Origin of the sequence: Ruminococcus sp. OM06-36AC, from assembly GCF_003438725.1 — a bacterium.
Lineage (GTDB): Bacteria > Bacillota > Clostridia > Oscillospirales > Ruminococcaceae > Ruminococcus_C > Ruminococcus_C callidus.
Window position 1 is genome coordinate 33091 of sequence record NZ_QSTT01000004.1, and the last position, 21241, is coordinate 54331.

A 21241-nucleotide genomic window follows, 5' to 3' on the forward strand; every position below is an offset into this window, starting at 1 on the left:
TTCGTGTAATGCTTTTGCAATGTAGTACAAGTGCAACGCGAACTCTTTTCTTTTTTTGCTTCTTTTTAGCAAAGAAAAAAAGAAGCGTAAGTCTTTGTGAAACCGGTTGCTTGCTGTAGCGAATTACACGGAAGAACCCCTCCACCAGCTTTGCTGGTCCCCCTCCCCTTTCAGGGGAGGCTTTTTATTCAGGCTCTCTTGAAAAGCGAAGTTATCCTTCCCCACACGCCAACAAAAACAGCCCATTTCCGGCAGACACACCGGAAACGGGCTGTTTTGATTTTTACAAGAAAAATGTAAAGACACCGTATGCTCCAAATATAACTAAAATAATACCAGCTAAGATTGAAATTATTTTTAGAGTTTTAGACTTTTTCCCAAAAACAATAAATAAAATTCCAGTAATAAGAGCAATCAAAAAAATCAAGAACATAGTGCATTTTCTCCTTTATTAATCAAATACAATGGTATAATCTTTTGTAAGTGATGCAGATTCCAAAAATAAACGCAAAACAGATTCGGCATTTGTTTTTGTTTCTGTAAGCAAATCATTATTTTGCATAACTTCATTAGCTTTATTTTCTTTTAGCGTATTTAATAAATCAATATTTCTTTTTAAATTACTTTGGTTAAACACGGAATTATTTTCATATGGTATATCAAAAGAACTTGTATCAATTTCATTTGCAAGGATTTCTACTTCTGGAAGTTGTATATGAATTTCTTTTTTAGTAGGATCCACAGGTTTAACCTTTATTTTAGACATATCGATACCGATGCTAATAGTGCCACTGTATGTGAAAACAACTTCACTTTTTGTAAAGGGCATTTTTTTGCCAAATAATTCTTTGTAATTTTCATCAGTATCTGCATCTTTGTAGTAATATTTAGTAGAGATAAGTTCAGCTGCTGGTTTTATGATTTCTTCAATATTGGATACACTAATGAAGTGAAGTTCATGTTCGTTACTTGTTTGAATTTTGTTATCAACATTAGTGATTATTGAGGCTGCTGTTGACTTCTGATAACGATTATTTTGGAGCAGTTTGCTACGACCAATTTCAAAAGCAAGAAAAATCAGTGCAATAACCACAATGATTTTGAAAAATGATACAATAATTTTTTTGATTTTTAGAGTTGCCTTTTTAGATGTGCTATCATTCATAATAATCAGTCCGTTTCTTTAAAAGTAAGGAAAATCATATTATTTCTATTTTTATTATACCTTGTTTTTTATGAAAAGTCAAGTTATTTGTTCTGTCAACAAAAACAGCCCATTTCCGGCAGACACACCGGAAACGGGCTGTTTCTTATTTATCAGATGAGAGAATGATACAATCGAACGCTTCGATTAGTATGCAACGCCCTGCCACTTCATAGCATCAGCAACCTTCAGGAAGCCGGCGATGTTTGCACCAACAACCAGATTGCCCTCTACGTCGTACTCCTTGGAACGATCGTATGCGTTGTGGAAGATGTTGATCATGATCTGCTTCAGCTTAGCGTCAACTTCTTCGAATGTCCAGGACAGACGTTCGCTGTTCTGGGACATTTCCAGACCAGAGGTAGCTACGCCGCCTGCGTTAGCAGCCTTTGCCGGTCCGAACAGAATGCCGGCAGCCAGGAACTTGTCGATAGCTTCCGGAGTAGACGGCATGTTTGCACCTTCTGCAACAACCTGAACGCCGTTCTTCAGCAGGATCTCAGCAGATTCGCCGTCGATCTCGTTCTGGGTTGCACACGGCAGAGCAATGTCACACTTGATGGTCCAGATGCCCTTGCAGCCTTCCGTATAGGTAGCACCTTCTACGCGGTTTACATATTCCTTGATGCGTCCGCGTTCTACTTCCTTGATCTGCTTTACAACGTCCAGCTTGATGCCGTTCGGATCGTAGATGTAGCCGTTGGAGTCAGACAGTGCAACAACCTTTGCACCCAGTGCCTGAGCCTTTTCAGTTGCATAGATCGCAACGTTGCCGGAACCGGAAACAACAACAGTCTTGCCCTTGACGCTGTCATTCTTCATGCAGCTCATCATTTCTTCTGTGAAGTACAGCAGACCATAACCGGTAGCTTCTGTTCTAGCCAGAGAACCGCCGTAGGACAGACCCTTACCAGTCAGAACGCCGGTGAATTCGTTACGCAGTCTTTTGTACTGACCGAACATGTAGCCGATCTCACGAGCACCAGTACCGATGTCGCCAGCCGGAACGTCGGTGTCAGCACCGATGTGCTTGGACAGTTCTGTCATGAAGCTCTGGCAGAAACGCATGATTTCGTTGTCAGACTTGCCCTTCGGGTCGAAGTCAGAACCGCCCTTGCCGCCGCCCATCGGCAGTGTGGTCAGGCTGTTCTTGAAGATCTGCTCGAAGCCCAGGAACTTCAGAATGCTTGCATTTACGGACGGGTGCAGTCTCAGACCACCCTTGTACGGACCGATTGCAGAGTTGAACTGTACACGGTAGCCACGGTTTACCTGTACGTTGCCGTTGTCGTCAACCCAGGATACACGGAACTGAATCATGCGCTCCGGCTCAACAATACGATCAATGACACCGTTTGTTTCATAGGACGGATCCTTTGCAACAACCGGCTCCAGAGACATCAGGACTTCGCCTACTGCCTGCAGGAATTCCGGCTCATTGCTGTTCTTCGCTACGACCTTGTCGTATACACCCTGAAGATATGCGTTCTTAAATGTAAATGCCATGGGAATCTCCTCCTGTTGGATAAAAAAATTAAAATGTAGCAAAACATTCTGTCAAGAATACAGGTGATCCTGCCGCTGCGAGAGACGTTTTGCCGGCAAACTGCCCTGCAAAATCCCGCCTGTGTGTGTTGGCGATGATCCCATATCCCCACGCTGTCCAAACTCAAAATGTATGTGATGCCTGTGCATTCGCTTCAAACACCTGTACACGCACTTCGAACAATATCTATTATACACCATTTGGCTATGTTTTTCAATGCAAATTTTGCGGATTTTTGCACTTTCTTCATATCGAAATCCGAGAAACCGTATTTTCAAAAGAAATCCTGCTTTTCAGTTTGAATTACAAATTTTGAAACGCGGAAAGAATCACATTGCAAAGCGAACAGCTGTATGGCTTTTTCTGCGGGACGGAGGAACCGTTCCCGTTGTACTGCCGCCGCCGGAGCAAAGAAAAAAGCCCTGCCTTTGTGGAAAAGGCAGAGCCAAAAGAAGCATTTTCTGCAAAGCGGGCAGCCGGTCGTAGAACAAAAAAATAAAAATTCTTGGGCGATGCCGCAGAGAGCCGTTCGGAAACGCCGTGCGGATCGTCGCAGATAAAACAGCTGTCAGCTGCAAAAAAGCGGAACGCAGCACGTTCCGGAATGCCGTTCTCATTCCGAAAGCATCTGTTTTGCTCCAAAAAACATTATATCGAAAAAAGACCGGATTGTCAAGCAAATTTCAATTTTTCCCGAAATATGCGAAAAAACAAACGCGTTTTTTGTCAGATCTCCATGAAACGCAGGAGATCGGCGGGAGTTCGGGCGAGATCGTCTGCTCCGGCACGTTCCAGCTCCTGTTCCCCGCGGAATCCCCAGACGCAGCCAATGGTATGCACGCCGGCATTTTTGCCTGTCTGAATATCCACGTCGGAATCACCGATCATCACCGCCTGTGCTTTGGACACGCCGGCAGTTTTCAGGATCTGTTCCACGATTGCCGGAGCCGGCTTTTTCGGGCGGTCATCGCTGCTGCCGAAGATCTGGTCGAAGCAGTCGCTGCCGAAATAGTGCCGGACAATGGTTTCCACAAAGGGCTGTGTCTTGTTGGAAGCCACCGCCAGATGTACGCCGGCAGCTTTCAGCTGTGCCAGAACCGCGGGAATGCCGTCATAGGGAGCCGTTTTGTCCAGACAGTGCCGGCTGTAGTAGTCGTTGAATTCCGCAAAAAAGGTTTCCACTTCTGCGGCAGGTGTGTCCGGCGGCAGACAGCGTTCGCAGAGTTTGTGCACGCCGTTTCCTACAAAGCGGTAGTAGGCATCGATAGGGTGCGTGGGCAGGTGCCGCTGTTCCAGCAGGTGGTTGGCGGTGCCGCCCAGATCGGCGATGGAGTTGACAAGTGTGCCGTCCAGATCAAAAATGGCAAGCTGATACATAAAACATGCTCCTTTGGTCGGAACCGCATGGCAGTTCCGGTTTTGGTGCGGGCAGCCTGTGTGGGCTGTCCATGCATTTATTATAGTACATGCTGGGGAATTTGTCAAACGCAGTAGACTTTTCAGCGTGCTTTTTGGGGACACTTCTTAAGGCAATACCGCACAAAGAGCGTCTGGCGACTTTGCACGCCATCTGCTTGCAAATTTCCCTTCAGAGCCTGTTTCGTATCTTCCCGCACGCATCTTGCGTGCATATTTTCCGAGATATTTCGGGAAAATACTCGAAAATCCACAAAGGATTTTCCCCGTTTTTCCCTTCATCTCTCAAAAAATCTGACGACGCAATCTGCATACGTCAGATACGAAACAGACTCTCATATTTCACAAAAATGCTCGTGAATACATCAAGTATTCACTCCGCTTTTTGTTTCATCTGACGAAAAATTTGACGACGCATCTGTCGCACAATCTTTGTGCGGTATTGCCTTAAAAAATATCATAATTGCGAAAAAAAGTGTCTTTTTTCTTGACAAACCCGTTGGAATTTGATACTCTATAGAATGGAAGTGAAAAGAGGGAACATCGTATTCGCAATAGGGAAGGGGAAATGTTTCATGAAACGAAAAACCATTTGTTTTCTGGCAGCCTTTGGGGCAATTCTGGGCGGCAGCATGCTGTTCGGCGGAACAGCTTCCGCGGAAGAAGCGGAAGTGACGGACGTGCCTGTGGCAACAGAGGTCACAGAGGTCACGGTTCCGGCAGTGGAAAATTCCGGCTGGCAGGACGAGGACGGGGTACGCCGCTATTATGACGAATCCGGAAACTTTCTGACGGGTGAACAGGAAATTGACGGGGCGTATTATCTGTTCGACTATGACGGCGTGCAGAAAACCGGCTGGCGGACGGTCAACGGCGTGCGGCGGTATTACGATCCGGAAACCGGAAACATCGTCAGCGGCTGGGTGGATTACTGCGATTACCGGTATTATACAGATGCAGACACCGGCAAGAAAACCGGAGAACTGCAAGACGGCGAAGAACGGTATCTGCTGGACGCAGAAACCGGACAGCAGCAACTGGGGCTGTGCACATTTTCGGATCACACTGTTTCGTATTATGATGCAAACGGCAAACCAGTTTCCGGCTGGGTGAAGGACAAAGGAAAAACATACCATTTCAATAGCAAGCATCTGATGCAGACCGGCTGGCAGGACTTCGGCGGCAAAAGGTACTACTTTGCCTCTTCTGGTGTCATGCAGACCGGCTGGCAGAACCTCTCCGGTGCAAAGTATTATTTTGATTCCGACGGTGCAATGCACAAGGGATTTCTGCGGTTGGACAATCATACATACTATCTGAACAGTCAGGGAAAAATGGCGAAAAGCTGGCAGACTGTAAACGGACAGAAATATTTCTTCGACAACAACGGCGTTATGCAGACCGACTGGAAGATGATCAGCGGCAAGCTGTATTTCTTCGGCGATAACGGCATCATGCAGAAAAACAAGGAGATCTTCTGCTACTATGATGAAAAGCACTATGGCGACTATTATTTGCAGGCAGACGGCACTGCGATCTCCATGGCATGCTACCGGCTGAATCAGGCTTCGCTGAAGCCGCATACCAGTTTTGTTGTCTATAACCGGCAGAAAAGTTCGCACAGCCAGTGGACTTCCTATATTTCCGCAAAGGACAAGCAGATCCTGCAAAAATTTATCCAGCAGCATTTCAAGGCAGGCATGACGCGGGAAGAACAGCTCTGGACGACCATGGAGTGGATTCACAACAACGTGGAATATGCGTATGTACAGAACGGTGCATGGGCACAGATCACGAACAAGACCTATGTCGATGCCGTTTTCACATATCGGAAGGGACAGTGCATTCAGTACAACGCGGCAATGGCAGCGATGATGGCGTATCTGGGCTATGATGTCAATCTGGTTCAGGGCTATGTAATGAGCGAAGGAAACCAGCATTTCTGGTGTGAAGTGCACATCAACGGCAAGACCTATGTCATGGAAACCGGAAATGCAGGCAAAAACGGAGACTGGATGCACTTCCTGGAACCGTACAGTGAAGCAACAGAGTATATTCAGCATTAAGGAGGCTTTACCATGAAAAAAAGACAAAGACTTCTCGCTGCACTGACCGCAGCGGGAATGACAGCGGCGGCAGTTCCCGCTGTGGCAGTATTCGCAGACGACAGCGTTGCCGTTACCCCCAGCAAGTATTTGCAGGATCAAAAGGGCACACTGACCATGACGGTTTCCGGTGATCGGGACGTTCGGGTGAAGATCGAGAAGGACACGCTGGACGGCGTTATCACGTACTACGACACCACACTGGAAAACGACGGTACCTACGATTTCACGCTGGACAGCTGTGAGTATAATGTGAATACGGAAACCTATGATTCCTCTTTCACCGTCAGCGTGTGGGACAAGGCAGACAGCAGTTGTTCCTATATAGAAGAACATCTGGTCGTCATGGATCCGGGCTTTACCCAGAATGTGGAACGGAGCCAGTTTGACTGGAACCTCACTTTGCAGGAGGGGGACAAGCAGGACGTTTCCGCAGTGGTGACAGATGCTTCTGTGCAGGACGGCATCTGGGCAGGCGGCACAGACCTGACCATGCAGTATGTGCCGTATACGCTGGGAGATGTGGACAACGACGGCTTTATCGATTCCACTGACGTGTTCGAACTGCTGCTGTACGTGGCAAAGAAAAGTTCCGGTCAGAAGAATGCGACTTTCACAGGAGATGCGTCCTCTATGGCGGAAACCGTGGCAGCCAATGCGGCAGATATTGACAAAAGCGGGGACATGGACAGTACAGATCTTTACTATCTGCTGTATTACATCGCCCTGAACGGTGCCGGCGTTTCGACAAACTGGGAAGAAATTCTGGCAAACTAAGGCAATACCGCATATTAGAAGCACAACACCGCATGCCCTTTCCGGATCTCTTCCGGTCAGGCAATGCGGTGTTTTTTCATAGGCTGAATGGAGCAGGGACAGATTTCGCAGGAACCACGGAAATCAATTTTCAAAAATATGTTGATTTAAATTGTGCCAAATTATGAAGTTTGACAAGTGAGGCTCCCCTGAAAGGGGAGCTGGCAGTGCGTAGCACTGACTGAGGGGTTTCTACTTATGCTGAAAACGTCATAAAAAAGATTTTACGAAAAAACCTCTCCACCGCCTAACGGCGGTCCCCCTCGTACTGAGCGGTCCCCTCTGCCCTGCGGGCATCTCCCCACCCCGTGGGGAGTCACCCCTTTCAGGGGAGGCTATCATGAAAATTGATTTCCGTGGCACCGGAACGTGCATATCTTGACAAAAAGAGCGAAATTATGCTATAATTAAGGAAACACCCAAAGAAAAACGAACATTTCAACTGTTCAGGAAAGGAATGTCTATGAAAAACAACAAACTGCGGAACGGGATCCTCATTGGTGCGGTAGTGCTTCTGGCTCTGATCGCCGGCACGTCTGCTGTGACCATCGTTCCGGCGGGACACACCGGCGTGATCGTCACCATGGGAAAGGTTTCTGATCGGGTACTGAGCGAGGGCATGCATCTGAAAGTGCCCTTTGCCCAGCAGATCGTGATGATGAACAACAAGATTCAAAAGACCGAGATCGATTCCAACGGTGTTTCCAAGGATCTGCAAACCGTTTCCAGCGGCGTGGCGATCAACTACCACATCAACAAGGACGATTCCGCCAAGATCTATCAGAGCATCGGCGAGGGCTATGCCGACACCGTGCTCCAGCCGGCAATTCAGGAATCCATGAAAGCCATTACCGCCCAGTATACCGCGGAAGAACTGATTACCAAGCGTTCCGCCGTAGGCGAGGAAATCGGTGCCACACTGGCGGAAAAGGTGCAGGAATACGGCATTCTCATCGACAAGTTCAATATCATCAACTTTGACTTCTCCGAGGAGTTCAACGCGGCGATCGAACAGAAACAGGTTGCCGAGCAGAACAAGCTGCGGGCAGAAACCGAAAAGGAACAGAAAGTCATTGAAGCACAGGCAGATGCCGAACAAAAGGTGATCGCCGCCAAGGCGGAGGCAGATGCCATTCGGCAAAAGGCAGAGGCAGAAGCCGAGGCAAACGAAAAGATCAACGCGTCCCTGAACGAAAACGTTCTGAAGTACCAGCAGATCGAAAAGTGGAACGGCGAATACCCCAATGTGGTTTCCTCGGATTCCTCGATTCTGGTGGACGCTTCTTCCGGCAGAGCCGCTTCGACACAGCCGGCAGAAAACGCGGGAGAATAACGGCAGCGGCAGAGCATCACTGCTTTGCCGTTTTTGCATAGACCGGAGGGAAGAACATGAAGTGGCTGGCAGCGTCCGGCAAAAAAGGCATACAGGGCGAAAAACAGGTTGCCCGCCGGCTGCGGCGGCTGGATTCCCGACAGTACATCGTGCTGTCAGACCTGCTGCTTCCCTGCGGCAGCCGTCTGACACAGATCGACCATGTGGTGGTGTCCGTCTACGGCATTTTTGTGATCGAAACCAAGAATTATCACGGCACCATTTCCGGCAGCATCTGGAAAGAGTTCTGGGTGCAGGAGTGTCACGGCAGGCAGTATGACCTGCGGAATCCCTTTCGCCAGAATTATGCCCATGTGCAGGCACTTGCCAGTTTGCTGGGGCTGGAACGGGACTGTTTCTTTTCCGTTGTGGCGTTCGCAGATGATGCCGTCTTACAGGTGGTACAGCCGGAGGACAGTACAGAACAGCTGGTGCCTATTTCCAAGGTGTGCCGTGCCGTCCGTCGCCGGAAACAGCCCCTGCTGCTGTGGGACGATGTCCGCTATTACGCCGGCGTGATTTTGTGTGCCAACATCGAGGACCCGCAGGCACGGGAACAGCACCTCTCCCAGATCGATGATGAAATTGCCTATCGGCGGTTTGCCCTGCGGCGTGGGCTCTGTCCCCGCTGCGGCGGAAAGCTGGTGCTGCGGCAGGGCAGGTACGGCTCGTTTTATGGCTGTACCAACTATCCGGAATGCCGCTATACGCTGGAAAATGAAGTGTAATGAGAAAGTTAAATTATGCAAGTTAGTCATTATTTTTATGAAAATAAAATGTGAAAAAACTCTTGCATTTCCAAATCAAATATGTTATACTACAGAAGTGCATGAATACAGAATGCATGCAATCAAAGGCAATACCGCACAATCTTTGTAATGCTATAATGCTTTCATAATATTCCCATAAAGCAGCACCGCACAAATCATTTTGTGTGGTTTCATTGCAATGACAAGTGGAGTTTTGGATAGAAGACAGGGGAGAGCAATCATGACTGAGAAAAAAAGGCTCCAGATCGGTCTGATGATACACCATCTGGAAAATGAATATGCGAGCGAAATTCTCAAGGGTGCGATTGTTGCGGCAGAAGAACTGGACATCAACCTGATCCTGCTGCCGGGCAGAGGCATCAATGCAGTAGAAGATGATGAAAAATACTCGATCTATGATTATCAGTACAACGTGATCTACAACTATGTTTCTGAAAGGAATCTGGACGGTCTGCTGGTGTCGGCAGGCACTGTCGGCTCCTATATCAGTCGGGAGGAAATGGCACAGTTTCTCCACTCCTATGATCCGCTGCCCCTGCTGACTATGGAAGTGGAATTCCCGGGATACCCCTGCATTCGGTTCAATACCAACGCCATGAAGCTGGCTGTAGAACATCTGATACACCACCATGGCTGCCGGAAGATCGGCTTTGTTTCCGGTCCTATGGGAAATCAGGATGCCATGGAGCGTCTGCAATGCTACCGTGCAGTGCTGGAGGAAAATCATATTCCGTATGACTGCACCAAGGTGGTATACGGCAACTTCTCCGAGACTTCGGAAGAAGTGGTGCGGAATCTGCTGGATCTGCACCCCGATCTGGAGGCGATCTGTTTTGCCAATGATAAGATGTGCATCGGCGGCTATGAGGTGTTCAAGGAACGGAAAATGCGTGTCGGCGAGGATATTCTGGTCACCGGCTTTGACGATTCCGAAGTTGCCACCAGTCTGAAACCCATGCTGACGACCGTGCGTACCAATATCAGCAGCATGGGCTACCAGTCTGTGCAGGCTTTGGTGGAACTGATCCGGACAGGGGAAACCCGGAGCAGGACGCTGGACGCACGGCTGATCGTGCGGGAATCCTGCGACCTGACAGAGGAACAGATTCAGAATCTGACAGATCACTGTGCGGCGGAAGAAATTGTGGGCATGATCTTCAACAAGTACATCGGCGATCTGGAAAGTGCGACAAAGACCAGATTCATTTGGCGGGTGTGGGAACTGCTGAAGAAAGAATTTCAGGCAGTTTGCAGCCATGAACCGCTGCCGCTGGCGGAATACCAGAAGGAAATCTCCGAGATGTTCGACCAGACGGACGTGATTCCGATACAGGTGCCGCTGCTGAAAAAAGTTGTGACGTATGCGAAGGAACTTGCCGTGCAGATCTGTCGGGAACAGCCGGAAAACCTGCTGGCAGCAGAACGGCTCCACGAGTTCTTTCTGGATAACCTGCTGGACTACAGCATGCAGCAGCAGTATCTGCTCCGTACCAATCTGGTGTACAGTAATTTTTTGATCAGCAATATCAACAAGGACATGATGATCAACAGCAATGATGAAGAAAAAAGCTTTTTCTCCATTGTGAAAAACCTCTATCGGGTCAACTTCAAGAGCAGCTATATCTACGTCTTCCATTCGCCGGTGGTGCACTATCAATATGAGCAGTGGATCATGCCGGAAAATCTGTACCTGAAATCCTACCATATCGGGCAGAAGTTACAGCGGGTAGAGCCACCGGAACAGCAGATTTCTATTTACTCCTGCATTGCCAACCGCTATATGCCGCAGGACCGGCGGTATACGTTTGTCATGGTGCCGCTGTTCTCCAACGAGGAGCAGTACGGGCTGTTTATCTGTGAACTGGACTATAACCATTTTTCCCAGATCTATTCCGTAGCACCGCAGATCTGCTCTGCCATTAAGATGACGCGGCTGGTCAAGGAACTGGAGGGCAATCTGGAGGAAGCACGATTTGCCAACAGCCGTCTGAAGCTGATCTCCGACTCGGACGAACTGACCGGTGTGTACAACCGCCGCGGTTTCTATCGTGCAGCAAATGCCATGCTGAGCAGTCAGGAATCCGCTGGGAAAGGCGGCGTGCTGATTCTGGCAGACTTGGACAATCTGAAGATCATCAACGATACATTCGGACACGACGGCGGCGACCATGCCCTGAAAACCTGTGTGCAGTATCTCAGTTCTGCTACGCCGCTGCTGGACGCAATCGGCAGAGTGGGCGGCGATGAGTTCGCCGGCTTCGTCATGGCCGATGATCCGGAAACCGCCGGAAAACAGATCTACGACAGCATCAAAAAGGCTGCCCAGCAGTATAACGCTACCAGTGCCATTCCCTATAACATCACGCTGAGTGTCGGGGTGTATACTGTGACATGTCAGGGCGGGGAACAGTTGCAGAATTACGTCAAGTACGCCGATCAGAAGCTATATCAGGATAAGAAAAACAAGAACCGCATTGTCATCAAACCGCAGAATGATTCTATGCCAGTGTAACTGTCTTAGGAATCAAAAAGCCGCATCACCGGAGCCCTCTCCGTGATGCGGCTTTTGTTGTTTTTATTGCATGCGGTCTGCGTGCAGATCTTTCACTTCTTGTGAATATCTTCCCGAATCCGTTCCTTGATGCCCTCGAAAATCACCTGTTTTGCGTGGATCGCCTGTTCCTTGGTTGCTGCCGGAATGCCTTTCAGCGGATAGTCGATGCCCAGATTTTCGTACTTGACTTCGCCCATGGTGTGATACGGCAGCACGTCCAGAGCTTTCAGATTATCCAGTCCGCCGATAAAATGCCCCAGCTGTTTCAGATAGGTATCATTCAGCGTAATGGTCGGCACGACCACGTGGCGGATCCAGACGGGAACGCCCTTTTCGTTCAGGTACTCCGCAAATTCCAGAATGTGCTTGTTGCTCTGCTTGGTCAGTTTCTGGTGCTCGGTGTCATCAATGTGCTTGATGTCCAGCATGACCAGATCTGTCACTGCCATAAGGCGGTCGAATTCCTCGCGGCGTTCCTGCCGGAACAGGATTCCGGAGGTGTCCAGACAGGTATGGATGCCCTTCTTCTTGGCAGTTTCAAACAGTTCTGTCAGGAACTCCATTTGCACCAGTGGTTCGCCGCCGGTGGCGGTAATGCCGCCATCATGGAGAAATTCCTTGATGCCGTCATACTCTTTCAACAGGGATTCCACAGAACGCAGATTTGCGGTGTTGCCGTTGTCGATCGTCCACGTGTCCGGATTGTGGCAGTACTGACATCGCATGGGGCAGCCCTGAAAGAAAATCACAAAGCGAATGCCAGGGCCGTCAACGGTGCCGAAGCTTTCGGTAGAATGAATGTGTCCTTCCATGTTGTACTCCTTTCCTGAAATGCAGCATTTCACGAATATTCTGCCGCACTCCGATCATTTTGATACAACAATGGGCGTACAGAAACTGCACGCCCACTGCTAACATTATGTTATGCTAATTTTGCTGTTTCAGTACGTTTCCGCTTACAGAGCAGCGTGGAAAGTTCTGGTGATAACGTCGTCCTGCTGTTCCTTGGTCAGCTTGATGAAGTTAACAGCATAGCCGCTGACACGGATCGTCAGCTGCGGATACTTTTCCGGATGTGCCTGAGCGTCCAGCAGAGTTTCGCGGTTCAGAACGTTTACGTTCAGGTGGTGTCCGCCTTTTTCTGCATAGCCGTCCAACAGACCTACCAGATTTTCAATTTGCTTTTCGTTTGCCATGATAAATTCCTCCTTGAGAATTTACAAATCAGGATATACGCGGGACTGGTGAAAAACTCACTCGTCCTCTATAAATTCAGTCGGCTGACAGCAAGCCATGTTCCCCTTCGAGCAATCCATGCTGCGATAGGTCTTCACATTCAAGCCCTCGCCCATGAGATCGTCTTCCGAAATCGTGAGATGACCGCTGCCATCTTCCATGAGCTTTTCAATCATGTCCACCAGTTCGTCCGACTTATCCTGTTCCTTGACTTCATGTTCTGCCATGACCCTGTGCCTCCTTTCAAATAGTCCTTTTCAGACTTACTGCTTTTCCATTTCCTCGCGGATAGAAGCGATGTCAATATCACCAGCGAATACCTTGGAATCCTTACCCAGAGCATCCGGAATGATGGTGAAGGTGTTGGAGATACCGTCCTGTGCATTCTTCCACGGCAGCTTTGCAACAGATGCCATAGATGCTGCTGCACCGTGAGTGTCACGGCCGTGCATCGGGTTTGCACCCGGAGCCAGCGGCTGACCCTTCTTACGGCCGTCCGGAGTGTTACCGGTCTTCTTGCCGTATACAACGTTGGAAGTGATGGTCAGGATAGAAGTGGTCGGAACGCCGCCTCTGTAGCAGTAGTTGCTGCGGATCATATCCATGAACTTGTCCAGGATCTCAACAGCAATGCTGTCTACACGGTCGTCGTTGTTGCCGTACTTCGGGAAGTCGCCTTCTACTTCGAAGTCAGTTACAACGCCGTATTCGTCACGAATGCACTTTACCTTTGCATACTTGATTGCAGACAGGGAGTCAGCAACAACAGACATACCAGCGATACCAGTTGCGAAGTAACGCTTTACATCTCTGTCGTGCAGAGCCATCTGGATTGCTTCGTAGCAGTACTTGTCGTGCATGTAGTGGATGCAGTTCAGGGTATCTACGTACAGCTTAGCCAGCCATGCCATCATGTCTGTGTACTTTGCCATAACGTCATCATAATCCAGATAATCGCCTTCTACCGGACGATACTTCGGACCAACCTGATTGTGCTTGCCGGTCTTAGCGTCCAGTCTTTCATCGACACCGCCGTTGATTGCGTACAGCAGGCACTTTGCCAGGTTTGCACGGGCACCGAAGAACTGCATTTCCTTACCAACACGCATGGAGGATACGCAGCAAGCGATCGCATAGTCATCACCGTGTGTCACACGCATCAGATCATCGTTCTCATACTGGAACGAAGAGGTGTTGATGGACAGCTTTGCACAGTAGTGCTTGAATGCCTTCGGCAGACGCTTGGACCACAGAACGGTCAGGTTCGGCTCCGGAGCAGTACCCAGATTTTCCAGAGTATGCAGATAACGGAAGCTGTTCTTGGTAACCAGGGTTCTGCCGTCGATGCCCATACCGCCGATAGATTCAGTAACCCACTGCGGGTCGCCGGAGAACAGTGCGTTGTATTCCGGAGTTCTTGCGAACTTGACCATACGCAGCTTCATGATGAAGTGGTCGATGTATTCCTGAGCCTGTTCTTCAGTCAGAGTGCCGTTGTCCAGATCACGCTGAATGTAGATGTCCAGGAATGTGGAGGTACGGCCGAGGCTCATTGCTGCACCGTTCTGATCCTTGACAGCACCCAGATATGCAAAGTATGTCCACTGGATTGCTTCCTTTGCATTGGTAGCCGGAACAGAAATATCATAGCCGTACTTCTTTGCCATGTTCTTCAGAGCCTTCAGAGCCTTGATCTGGTCTGCCAGTTCTTCACGCAGGCGGATCTTTTCTTCGGTCATGGTGCCGGAAGTAATTGCCTTCTGGTAGTTCTTGTCTTCGATCAGGCGATCGATACCGTACAGAGCCACACGGCGATAGTCACCGATGATACGGCCGCGACCATAAGCATCCGGCAGACCGGTGATGATCGCATTATGACGAGCAGCACGCATTTCCGGTGTGTAAACATCGAATACGCCCTCGTTATGTGTCTTTCTGTAGTGTGTGAAGATATAGGTGATTTCCGGATCTACTTCATAGCCGTAAGCCTTGCATGCTTCTTCAGCCATACGGATACCGCCGAACGGCTGCAGAGAACGCTTCAGCGGCTTGTCAGTCTGCAAACCTACGATAGTTTCCAGATCCTTGTCGATATAACCTGCTTCGTGAGAATCTACTGTTGATACCAGCTTGGTATCCATGTCCAGAACGCCGCCGTTTTCACGTTCTTTCTGGAACAGATCCATTACTTCGCTCCACAGCTTTGTTGTGGATTCTGTCGGGCCAGCCAGGAAGCTTTCGTCACCCTCATACGGAGTGTAATTCTTCTGGATGAAGTCACGAACGTCGATGGTCTTTTCCCAAGCACCGCCAACGAAGCCTTCCCATGCTTTTGCCATTGTCTCTGCCATTTTAAGATCTCCCCTTTGCCGGATAAACCGGCGAAATTTGATTTGGATTTTTCCAAAGCACAATCTTTTGGGCAGGCAATTTTCACGACGCTTGCACGACGTGTTTTTTGCCGTCAGAGGACTGTGTTTTGATCTGTCTTAATAATATCACATCTCAACTACGATGTCAATAGGTTTCTTGCAAATTCCCAAGATTTTTTTTTGCAAAACCTTACTTTTTGATCTTTTCCGGCGATTTGTTGGATTCCTCTTAAAAAAAAGAAAAGTAAAATCGCATTTCCTGTTTCGTTTGTAAAATTGTAGGTCCAATTTCAGCTTTGACGGTGACTATCTGATGTGTTATACTAAAGCAGATTTATAAGGCAATACCGCACAATCTTTGTGCGGTATTGCCTTATAAATAAGAACGGAGGTCTTTTCATGTTACAGCTTTCTCCCCGCAGTACCATTGCACTGGTGGGCAGTTCCGACGGGCTGCCCCGGGACAGTGATACGGTTTCGCGTCTTTGTGCTGTTCTGGAATCACTGGGACTGCACACCGTGATTTTTCCATCCCTATACCAGACTGCTGCCGGCAAGCCGCAGCCGGCAGAACGACGCGCCGCAGACATACAAGCCGCGTTTGCAGACCCGGAAGTGGATGCTTTATTCGATCTGACCGGCGGTGACGCAGCAAATGCCATTCTGCCCCATCTCGATTTTAAAGAGATCGCCAGATGCTCAAAGCCCTTTTTTGGGTACAGCGACGTCTCGGTTCTGCTCAATCCGCTGCAGGATTTCGGAGACGTCCCGGTGTTTTATTTGCAGGCGCGCTTTCTGGCAAGCAGTTCCGCCGCCAAAGAACGGTTTGCGCGCTGGATACAGCAGCAGGACGATGCTCTGTTTCGATTTCACTATGCCTTTTTGCAGGGCAGTTCGCTCTCCGGAAGGGTCTGCGGCGGCAATATCCGCTGCACGCTGAAGCTCACCGGCACACCGTGGCAGCCAGATCCCACGGGACGGGTACTGTTTCTGGAGAGTTATTCCGGCAGTTTTGCTCGAATGGAGACTATGCTGCACCAATACCGGCAAATGGAAATGTTCTCCCGATGCAGCGGCGTGTTGCTGGGGAACTTTTCGGAACTGGCGGAAAAGCAGCAGCTCCCGACGCTGTACCGGTTGGTGCAGGACATCATAGACGATCCTGCACTGCCCATTGCCGTGACCACAGAATTGGGGCATCAGCCGGAGGCGCATTGTCTGGCATACGAGGGAATCCGCTTAGAAGGATCGCAGCTGTAGCCATCCCACTGCCAGCAAAATCGCCAGCATTCCGAAATTCACAGCAGAAAAAATGCCCAGATATTTTCCCGGACGGGAATGCGCTGCCTTACTGTAAAACTGATAGGAGATCAGACTCGCCAGAGATGCGATAGGCGTTCCAAGGCCGCCCAGATTCACGCCCAGCAGCAGTGCATTTGCATTTTCTGTAAAGCCGGACAGCATCACCGCCGCCGGCACATTACTGATACACTGCGAAAGCGCTGCCGAGACCCACAGTTCCCTGCCCTGCATCACGCCGGCAAAGAAATCCCGAACCACATCGACCCGTGCAATATTGCCCACGAACACGAAAAAGCAGACAAATGTCCCCAGGAGACAGTAATCTGCCTGGGCAAAGAGCTTTTTGTCACAGAGAAATACCAGTACAGCAGTCAGCAGAAGGCAGAGCCAGTCCGGAAGCACCCGGAACACAGTCAACAGACACGCCAGAAACAGCAGCAGATATACCGCCGCCGGCTTTTTCGGTATGGCAGACGAAGCCGTTTCCACAGGCTTTCCGGCACAGGGCGTTTTCGGCAGCAGGAACGACAGTCCCAGAAGGATCAGCCAGCTCAGCACGCCGGCGGGGAGCATGGTACGGAAGAAGTCTGCGGTATGCAGCTGATACGCCGCATAGAGGTATAGGTTCTGAGGATTGCCTACCGGTGTCATCATGCTGCCCAGATTGGCGGCGGCTGTCTCCAGAACAATGACCCAGATGCGGCTTTTCTCATCCCCGATTTCCTGGAACAGCAGCAGTGTCAGCGGCACAAAAGTGAGCAGCGCCACATCATTGGTCACCAGCATTGCGCTGAAAAAACAAAGCTGAACGAGGAACATTCCCACACGCCGCACCGTCCCGGCACGTTTCAACAAGTTTTGCGTCACCTGTTCAAACACGCCGATGCTGCGCAGTCCTGCCACCGTGAGCATCAGACAAAACAGCTGGATCAGCACAGCCCGGTTGCAGTAGGACAAATAGCCGGCATCCGGCGGCACAAAGCACATGGACACCAGCGCCGCCAAAAGCGAGATCCCCAGCACCGGCTGTCCTTTCCACCATTGCAAAAAACGTTTCATTGATACATTCTCCTTTTCTGTTACGTTCTACATACTTTCCAGTATAACACTTTTCCGGGAAAAGTCAAACGCTCCTGTCAGATGATTTTCCACATTTCCTTGGGCAATACCGCACAAAGATTGTGCGACAGATGCGTCGTCAAATTTTTCGTCAGATGAAACAAAAAGCGGAGTGAATACTGGATGTATTCACGAGCATTTTTGTGAAATATGACGGGAAATTTGCAAGCAGATGGCGTGCAAAGTCGCCAGACGCTCTTTGTGCGGTATTGCCCTTGACTTTTCCCCCGTTCTCGTTTATACTGAATATAATATAAGATTCTAGGAAAAAGGTGATCGTATGAAAAAGGCACTGATTGCGATGAGCGGCGGTGTAGACAGCTCCGTGGCGGCTCTGCTGATGCAGCAAAAGGGCTACGAATGCGTCGGGGCGACCATGAAGCTGTTTGAAAACGAACAGGCAGGCGTAAAGCGGGAAAAGACCTGCTGTTCTCTGGACGATGTGGAAGATGCCCGCAGCGTGGCTTACCGGCTGCACATGCCCTACTATGTTTTCAACTTCACGGCAAACTTTGAAAAGGAGGTCATGGATCGGTTTGTCTGTGCCTACGAAAAGGGCTGGACTCCCAACCCCTGCATCGACTGCAACCGGTACTTGAAATTTGAAAAGCTCTATCTGCGGATGCAGGAAATGCAGATGGACACCATTGTCACCGGTCACTATGCCCGCGTGGTCTACGATGAAGCTTCCGGACGGTATCTGCTGAAAAAGGGGCTGGATAACAGTAAGGATCAGAGCTACGTCCTGTACAATCTGACACAGGAACAGCTGGCACACACCCAGTTCCCTGTGGGGGAACTCTCCAAGCACGAGGTGCGGGAGATCGCTGAGGCAAACGGCTTCATCAACGCGGACAAGCCGGACAGTCAGGACATCTGCTTTGTTCCCGACGGCGACTATGCCGGATTCATTGAACGCTACACCGGCAAAACGTCCCGGACCGGTGCGTTTCTCAACACAGCCGGTGAACCGATCGGCACCCACCGCGGTGTCATTCACTACACCATCGGACAGCGAAAAGGGCTGGGTATCTCTGCCCCGCATCCGCTGTATGTCTGCGGCATCTGTCCGGAACAGAACACCGTCACGCTGGGCGGCAGTCAGGACTTGTTTTCCCGCAGGCTGACCGCCACCGACGTGAACCTGATCTCCTGCGACAGTCTGGAAAAGCCGGTTCGCGTACAGGCGAAGATCCGTTACCGCCATCCGGAACAGCCTGCCACGGCATGGTGCACACCAGACGGCGTACTCCATGTGGAATTCGACGAGCCGCAGCGGGCGATCACCTGCGGACAGGCTGTCGTTCTCTATGACGGCGAAACCGTTGTGGGCGGCGGCAGAATTTCCAGTGCGGAAAAGTCCTGAGGCAATACCGCACAAAGGCGTATTTCGCCGTTTTCCACAATTTCGGCAGCGTTGTTTTGTACACCTTTTTGAAAAAAATTGCTGTTTTGCCCTTGAAAACCTACAAAACCTATGGTATAATAGTAGTATATGATAAAAAAGTATAGGCAGAACGGCGTGTAAATGCTGCCTGTCACGCTGGAAAGGACGACACATGAAAATCTCAACCAAAGGACGATACGCCTTACGCATGCTGCTGGATCTGGCACAGAATCAGGGGGACGGCTACGTTTCGCTGAAAGACATTGCCCAGCGGCAGGACGTTTCGAAAAAATATCTGGAGCAGATCGTTCCGCTGCTGAACAAATCCAATATGCTCCGCACCAACCGCGGCTATCAGGGCGGTTACCGGCTCTCCAAGGCTCCGGAGGAGTATACTGTCGGCGAGGTGCTCCGCATCACAGAGGGCGACCTTGCACCAGTGGCATGTCTGCAAACCGGTGTGGTGGACTGCCCCCGTGCGGAACAGTGCCTGACGATCTCTGTGTGGGAAGGACTGTATAAGGTAGTCAACCGTTATCTGGACAGCATCACACTACAGGACATTTTGAACAGCGGACCGGGCTGCGGAGATGATTACTGTATTTAAGAAAACACAGCATAAAGCCCGCCTGACGGCTTTGCACGCAATCTGCTTGCAGATTTTCCGTCATATTGCCCAGAAATCCCTTGCCAGACATACAGTCTGCCTGCGGAATTTCTATGCAATCTGCCGAAAAATCTGATGACGCATCTTACGCACAAGCTTTATGCAGTGTTTCCTTAAGGCAACCCGTCCGCTGTCCGGCGGATCTCGTTCGGCGTTGTTTCAGTTGTTTCAAATTTTACAAAAAACCGTCTTGTCAAAGGCGGTTTTTTCTGTTATAATAGAAAATGCGGCAAATTGACGCGTGATGCACACGCCGGAAAATTTGCCGGAATATGATAACACTAGGAGGTGCGGCATGAACGCTGACCCTTATCCCTTGCCATGTACGCGATATGACTTTGGCAAACGGATGAACACACGGAAAATGAGCAAGGACAGCTGATGCCGGCACCGGTCGGGCTGCCTTGCGGGAAAGGTGGTATCCGATTTGGTTTCTTATTATAAAACCGTGGCAAACCGGTTGATCGAGGTGGATTCTCTGATGCCGGGGTGCTGGATCTCTGTGGTAGACCCCACAGCACAGGAACGGAAAATGCTGATCGACGATTACGGTCTGGACAGCGACTTTCTGAAATCCTCACTGGACGAAGAAGAATCGTCCCGTGTGGAGCAGGAGGAAAACCAGACGCTGATCATCGTGGACACAGCCGTTTCGGAAGTGCAGAAGGACGACACGCTGATTTTTTATACCATGCCTCTGGGCATTATCCTGACCGATCATTATGTTTTTACCATTTCTCTGCGGGAGAACAAGGTCATCAATGATGTAGTCAGCGGACGGGTGCGGAATATCCAGACTCAGTTCCGGACACAGTTTGTCCTGCGGCTGATGATGAACATCACCGCATCTTTTCTGGTATACCTGAAACAAATCGACAAAACTTCCAGTGCCATGCAGCGGAAACTGCACGGTGCCATGAAGAATCACGAACTGATTCAGATGCTGGAACTGGAAAAATCCCTGATCTACTTCTCCACATCGCTGAAATCCAATGATGTGACCATGAACAAGATCCTCCGCGGCAGAGTGGTGAAGCTGTACGAAGAAGATCAGGATCTGCTGGAAGATGTGCTGATCGAGTTGAAACAGGCACAGGAAATGGCGAGCATTTACTCCGGAATCCTGTCCGGCGTGGTGGACGCGTTCGGATCTGTCATTTCCAACAATCTGAATATCGTCATGTGGCGATTGACTATGGTGACGATCATTCTGGCGATCCCGACGATGGTCTATAGCTTTTATGGCATGAATACGCTGGATCTGCCCTTTGCGGAGCATACATGGTTTCCCACGCTGCTGTCACTGCTGCTGACGGCGATCGTGGCATTTGTCCTGTTCAAGTATAAGAAGAAATAGCGGCGGCAACGCAAAAAA

At 49.8% G+C, this 21241-nt stretch carries 18 protein-coding genes; 9 read left to right on the forward strand and 9 right to left on the reverse strand.

All coding sequences use genetic code 11. The annotated features are described in order from the left end of the window. Positions 1-283: 283 nt before the first annotated feature. The 4 genes from DXB92_RS13540 to DXB92_RS05005 form a co-directional block, all read right to left on the reverse strand. Positions 284-433, reverse strand: a complete 150-nt coding sequence (locus DXB92_RS13540) for a hypothetical protein (RefSeq protein ID WP_181976915.1) — start codon at positions 431-433, stop codon at positions 284-286. Positions 434-451: 18 nt separating this feature from the next. Beyond that, the gene (locus tag DXB92_RS04990; protein WP_117732859.1) at positions 452-1165 is read right to left on the reverse strand and encodes a DUF4230 domain-containing protein; all 714 of its coding nucleotides are present in this window, start codon (positions 1163-1165) and stop codon (positions 452-454) included. Between the two features lie 186 nt (positions 1166-1351). Continuing rightward, on the reverse strand, positions 1352-2710 hold the full coding sequence (gene gdhA, locus DXB92_RS04995) for an NADP-specific glutamate dehydrogenase (protein ID WP_117732861.1): 1359 nt from the start codon (positions 2708-2710) through the stop codon (positions 1352-1354). A 766-nt stretch (positions 2711-3476) separates the two neighbouring features. Beyond that, complete coding sequence (locus tag DXB92_RS05005; protein ID WP_117732864.1) at positions 3477-4127, reverse strand: HAD family hydrolase; 651 nt, start codon at positions 4125-4127, stop codon at positions 3477-3479. A gap of 614 nt (positions 4128-4741) precedes the next feature. On the opposite strand from DXB92_RS05005, the gene DXB92_RS05010 reads away from it, so the two are divergent. The 5 genes from DXB92_RS05010 (at position 4742) to DXB92_RS05030 (ending at position 11741) form a co-directional block, all read left to right on the forward strand. Then, the gene (locus DXB92_RS05010; protein WP_181976917.1) at positions 4742-6232 is read left to right on the forward strand and encodes a transglutaminase domain-containing protein; all 1491 of its coding nucleotides are present in this window, start codon (positions 4742-4744) and stop codon (positions 6230-6232) included. A gap of 12 nt (positions 6233-6244) precedes the next feature. Continuing rightward, positions 6245-7048, forward strand: a complete 804-nt coding sequence (locus DXB92_RS05015; protein ID WP_117732868.1) for a dockerin type I domain-containing protein — start codon at positions 6245-6247, stop codon at positions 7046-7048. Between the two features lie 502 nt (positions 7049-7550). Further along, on the forward strand, positions 7551-8420 hold the full coding sequence (locus DXB92_RS05020) for a prohibitin family protein (RefSeq protein WP_181976918.1): 870 nt from the start codon (positions 7551-7553) through the stop codon (positions 8418-8420). Positions 8421-8476: 56 nt separating this feature from the next. Next, on the forward strand, positions 8477-9187 hold the full coding sequence (locus DXB92_RS05025; RefSeq protein ID WP_117732872.1) for an NERD domain-containing protein: 711 nt from the start codon (positions 8477-8479) through the stop codon (positions 9185-9187). 262 nt (positions 9188-9449) lie between these two features. Continuing rightward, entirely contained in the window at positions 9450-11741 is a 2292-nt protein-coding gene (locus DXB92_RS05030) for a GGDEF domain-containing protein (protein WP_181976919.1), read from the forward strand. A gap of 92 nt (positions 11742-11833) precedes the next feature. Here DXB92_RS05030 and pflA read toward each other — a convergent pair whose 3' ends face one another. The 4 genes from pflA to pflB form a co-directional block, all read right to left on the reverse strand. Continuing rightward, positions 11834-12595, reverse strand: a complete 762-nt coding sequence (gene pflA / locus DXB92_RS05035; RefSeq protein ID WP_117732876.1) for a pyruvate formate-lyase-activating protein — start codon at positions 12593-12595, stop codon at positions 11834-11836. Between the two features lie 144 nt (positions 12596-12739). After that, positions 12740-12979, reverse strand: a complete 240-nt coding sequence (gene grcA3 / locus DXB92_RS05040) for an autonomous glycyl radical cofactor GrcA3 (protein ID WP_046436038.1) — start codon at positions 12977-12979, stop codon at positions 12740-12742. A 57-nt stretch (positions 12980-13036) separates the two neighbouring features. Beyond that, positions 13037-13246, reverse strand: a complete 210-nt coding sequence (locus DXB92_RS05045) for a hypothetical protein (RefSeq protein ID WP_021680445.1) — start codon at positions 13244-13246, stop codon at positions 13037-13039. A 36-nt stretch (positions 13247-13282) separates the two neighbouring features. Next, positions 13283-15358 carry a formate C-acetyltransferase gene (pflB, locus tag DXB92_RS05050; protein WP_117733070.1) on the reverse strand — a complete coding sequence of 692 codons (2076 nt, stop codon included), beginning with the start codon at positions 15356-15358 and terminating at the stop codon, positions 13283-13285. A 432-nt stretch (positions 15359-15790) separates the two neighbouring features. On the opposite strand from pflB, the gene DXB92_RS05055 reads away from it, so the two are divergent. Further along, positions 15791-16651 carry an LD-carboxypeptidase gene (locus DXB92_RS05055; RefSeq protein ID WP_117732878.1) on the forward strand — a complete coding sequence of 287 codons (861 nt, stop codon included), beginning with the start codon at positions 15791-15793 and terminating at the stop codon, positions 16649-16651. On the opposite strand, the gene DXB92_RS05060 is transcribed toward DXB92_RS05055, so the two are convergent. Further along, entirely contained in the window at positions 16631-17752 is a 1122-nt protein-coding gene (locus DXB92_RS05060; RefSeq protein WP_117732880.1) for an SLC13 family permease, read from the reverse strand. The two genes, DXB92_RS05055 and DXB92_RS05060, sit on opposite strands and share 21 nt — an antisense overlap. A gap of 340 nt (positions 17753-18092) precedes the next feature. Here DXB92_RS05060 and mnmA point away from each other — a divergent pair, with 340 nt between their 5' ends. The 3 genes from mnmA to DXB92_RS05075 all read left to right on the forward strand — a co-directional run bounded on the left by mnmA (position 18093) and on the right by DXB92_RS05075 (position 21223). After that, positions 18093-19178, forward strand: a complete 1086-nt coding sequence (gene mnmA, locus DXB92_RS05065) for a tRNA 2-thiouridine(34) synthase MnmA (protein WP_021680449.1) — start codon at positions 18093-18095, stop codon at positions 19176-19178. 193 nt (positions 19179-19371) lie between these two features. After that, positions 19372-19806, forward strand: coding sequence for an Rrf2 family transcriptional regulator (locus tag DXB92_RS05070; RefSeq protein WP_021680450.1), 435 nt, complete (start codon positions 19372-19374; stop codon positions 19804-19806). A 487-nt stretch (positions 19807-20293) separates the two neighbouring features. Further along, the gene (locus DXB92_RS05075) at positions 20294-21223 is read left to right on the forward strand and encodes a magnesium transporter CorA family protein (protein WP_040646368.1); all 930 of its coding nucleotides are present in this window, start codon (positions 20294-20296) and stop codon (positions 21221-21223) included. The last annotated feature ends 18 nt before the right edge of the window (positions 21224-21241 follow it).

Coding starts and splice junctions, on each gene's coding strand:
- DXB92_RS05055 (WP_117732878.1), top strand. CDS start 15,791: ATGTTACAGCTTTCTCCCCGCAGTACCATTGCACTGGTGGGCAGTTCC.
- DXB92_RS05005 (WP_117732864.1), bottom strand. CDS start 4,127: ATGTATCAGCTTGCCATTTTTGATCTGGACGGCACACTTGTCAACTCC.
- gdhA (WP_117732861.1), bottom strand. CDS start 2,710: ATGGCATTTACATTTAAGAACGCATATCTTCAGGGTGTATACGACAAG.
- DXB92_RS05010 (WP_181976917.1), top strand. CDS start 4,742: ATGAAACGAAAAACCATTTGTTTTCTGGCAGCCTTTGGGGCAATTCTG.
- DXB92_RS05070 (WP_021680450.1), top strand. CDS start 19,372: ATGAAAATCTCAACCAAAGGACGATACGCCTTACGCATGCTGCTGGAT.
- pflB (WP_117733070.1), bottom strand. CDS start 15,358: ATGGCAAAAGCATGGGAAGGCTTCGTTGGCGGTGCTTGGGAAAAGACC.
- mnmA (WP_021680449.1), top strand. CDS start 18,093: ATGAAAAAGGCACTGATTGCGATGAGCGGCGGTGTAGACAGCTCCGTG.
- DXB92_RS05020 (WP_181976918.1), top strand. CDS start 7,551: ATGAAAAACAACAAACTGCGGAACGGGATCCTCATTGGTGCGGTAGTG.
- pflA (WP_117732876.1), bottom strand. CDS start 12,595: ATGGAAGGACACATTCATTCTACCGAAAGCTTCGGCACCGTTGACGGC.
- DXB92_RS05025 (WP_117732872.1), top strand. CDS start 8,477: ATGAAGTGGCTGGCAGCGTCCGGCAAAAAAGGCATACAGGGCGAAAAA.
- DXB92_RS13540 (WP_181976915.1), bottom strand. CDS start 433: ATGTTCTTGATTTTTTTGATTGCTCTTATTACTGGAATTTTATTTATT.
- grcA3 (WP_046436038.1), bottom strand. CDS start 12,979: ATGGCAAACGAAAAGCAAATTGAAAATCTGGTAGGTCTGTTGGACGGC.
- DXB92_RS04990 (WP_117732859.1), bottom strand. CDS start 1,165: ATGAATGATAGCACATCTAAAAAGGCAACTCTAAAAATCAAAAAAATT.
- DXB92_RS05045 (WP_021680445.1), bottom strand. CDS start 13,246: ATGGCAGAACATGAAGTCAAGGAACAGGATAAGTCGGACGAACTGGTG.
- DXB92_RS05060 (WP_117732880.1), bottom strand. CDS start 17,752: ATGAAACGTTTTTTGCAATGGTGGAAAGGACAGCCGGTGCTGGGGATC.
- DXB92_RS05030 (WP_181976919.1), top strand. CDS start 9,450: ATGACTGAGAAAAAAAGGCTCCAGATCGGTCTGATGATACACCATCTG.
- DXB92_RS05015 (WP_117732868.1), top strand. CDS start 6,245: ATGAAAAAAAGACAAAGACTTCTCGCTGCACTGACCGCAGCGGGAATG.